General features: G+C 33.4%; 2 protein-coding genes. Both read left to right on the forward strand.

Translation table 11 applies throughout. The annotated features are described in order from the left end of the window. The first annotated feature begins 604 nt into the window (after nucleotides 1–604). Nucleotides 605–1,030, forward strand: coding sequence for an NAD(+)--rifampin ADP-ribosyltransferase (gene arr, locus AB4Y90_RS17240; RefSeq protein ID WP_441558797.1), 426 nt, complete (start codon nucleotides 605–607; stop codon nucleotides 1,028–1,030). A 62-nt stretch (nucleotides 1,031–1,092) separates the two neighbouring features. Further along, on the forward strand, nucleotides 1,093–2,847 hold a 1,755-nt coding region (locus tag AB4Y90_RS17245; protein ID WP_441558798.1), incomplete at its 3' end, for a M48 family metalloprotease.

Consider the following 2,847-nt stretch of genomic DNA (forward strand, 5'->3'; position numbering starts at 1 on the left):
CAGTTATTCTTCGGTTCAACTTTTGTACAAAATTGAAGATTTGTGCTTCGATTGCCCCACCATTGCAAAACCCTGAAACATTAGTGGCAATTTTATCCGACTCGCTGTCGCAGATTTGTAATCTGTGACTATTATAAATTAAAGCACGGATTATAATCTATATTATCTAATAAAGTAAAAGAACAGAAGAACAGAAATACTCAACATTCTTTCAATGTGATTTTATCTTTTTGAAATGTAATTTTATATTATAGCAATGTAAATTAATATTCTTCCTTTGCAAAACAATATTCTTATGATCTAAAGTAATGTTTTTGCAATATTATTTTATATTGGCACGATACAATTTTATATTATAGCAACTTAGAGTAATATTCTTATGTCATAAAACAATATTCTTGTGACCTAAAGTAATATTCCTGCAACATTATTTTATATTCTTGCAATGTAAATTAATATTTTTCTGTTTTCAAACCCAGCTTCTCCAAGATAGCATCATCTTATTTACTTAAAAAATAAAAACCAATCAATTCCAACAGCGGTTTTCTCATTTCAAAACAATTTCTTAAGTTTACAGGTTCTTCCAACCTCAAAAAACTTCGCAATGGAAAACAAAAAAGACGAAAAAATTCTCGACAACGGTCCGTTTTATCACGGTACAAAAGCAGATTTACAGATTGGCGATTTGCTCAATGCAGGATTTGAATCAAATTATTATCCCGAAATCATTATGAATCACATCTATTTTACCGCACTGCAAAACGGCGCCGGATTGGCTGCAGCATTGGCAAAAGGTGATGGTCGTGAAAAAATTTATATCGTAGAACCAGTCGGAACATTTGAAAACGACCCGAACGTAACCGACAAAAAATTTCCGGGAAACCCCACCCGATCTTATCGAAGCACAGAATCTTTAAAAATTGTGGGTGAAGTCACAGATTGGATCAGGTTAACAGACCAAGAACTTCAAAACTGGCGAGAAAGAATTGCAAAGCTTCGTGAAAATCCGGACGCAGAAATTATTAATTAAATTCACATAAAAAGGATTTGCTCTTTTAAGCCAATGTATGTATTATTGTAAAAAAAACACTCATGCAAATACAGATTTCACAGGATTTTAAAAATAAGACCAAAGCTGCGATCTCTTCTATCGCTATCTTCATTTTCGTTTATATTCTTATATTTCTTTTCACCATTGCTTTAGCTTTGGCATGTATTGGCGGCGGAATATGGCTCATTGTTGCAAAACCGATGTTTTTTACCCTTATGGTGGGTGTAGGTTTGGCAGGAACAGGAATTTTTGTATTCTTTTTTATCATTAAATTTTTGTTTAAAAAACATATCAACGACAGAAGTTATCTTACGGAAATCAAAAGATCAGACGAGCCTGAACTTTTTAAAATGATCGACGAAATCGTGAAAGAAGCAGAAACCAACTTTCCGAAAAAAGTTTATTTGTCTTATGATGTGAATGCAAGTGTTTTCTACGATTCCAGCTTTTGGAGTATGTTTTTCCCGATTCAGAAAAATCTTACGATTGGATTAGGGCTTATTAATTCAACCACTAAACAGGAGCTTAAGGCAATTTTATCCCACGAGTTCGGACATTTCTCGCAACGCTCGATGAAAGTTGGGAGCTATGTATATAACGTAAATCAGATTATTTTTAATTTGGTGAATGATGATGCTTCTTACCGCAATTCTATAGAGAAGTTTGCAAGTTTCAGCGGTTATTTTTCAATTTTCGCGTCGCTTGCTTTATTTTTTACTTCAAAAATACAATGGGTTCTTGCCAAAATGTATTCTTACGTAAACATCCGTCACATGGCTCTTTCCCGAGAAATGGAATTTCATGCAGATGAAGTTGCTGCCCATATTTCGGGTTCAGTTTCTCTGGAAGAATCGCTTTTGAGATTAGAGCTTGCCAGTAATTCTTACAATAATGTGATCAGCTTTTATGAAACAAGAATTTCAAAAAATCAGTCGAGCAAAAATATTTACAAAGAGCAGTTTTTCGTCATGAGTTTTCTTGCAGAGCAGAGCGAACTTGAAACGAAATACAATCTTCCGTATGTAAAACTTGCAGAATCCGGTTTGTTTAATAAATCTAAATTAAATATAGAAAATCAGTGGGCATCACATCCTTCCACCGAAGACCGCATTGCAAAACTCAGACAGCTGAATATCGTAAAAGAAGCTGATAACCGTCCTGCCAAAGATCTGTTTAAAGATTTTGAAAAAACCGAAGAAAAACTCACTGCCAAACTATTTTCGAATGTAAAATACAAGCATGGGAGAACAGATTTAGAATTTGAAACCTTTAAAACTGAATTTGAAACACAGTATCAAAACGATTCTTTCGATAAAATTTTTAATAGTTATTACGACAACAAAAATCCGGATCCTGAAGCTAAAGAAAATGTTTTGGCAGAAAACATTGAGTTTGAAAACCTTTATGACAACGAAAAAGTAGAGCTTGTCTACACATTGATCGCTTTGGAAAATGATAAAAAAACGATAGAAGCCATTGCCAATAAAGAGTTTGTTTTAAAAACATTCGACTACGACGGAAGAAAATACAAAGCATCCGAAGCCAGGAAACTCATCCCGGAAATTGATAAAGATATAGCCGAAAATAAAAATCTGATTGCAAAAAATGATTCAGATATTTATAATTATTTCCTGAAAATTTCAGAAAACCTCAATAGAAGATCTGGGTTTACAAATCTTTATCAGGCTTTTTCAGATTATGATAAACAGTATGAAGATAAGTATAAACTTTATCTGGATCTTGCAAATGCAACTGCTTTCATCAGCAACCGTACTCCGTTTGAGCAAATAAAACAG

Source organism: Chryseobacterium sp. 2TAF14, assembly GCF_052115105.1.
Classification (GTDB): Bacteria; Bacteroidota; Bacteroidia; order Flavobacteriales; family Weeksellaceae; genus Chryseobacterium.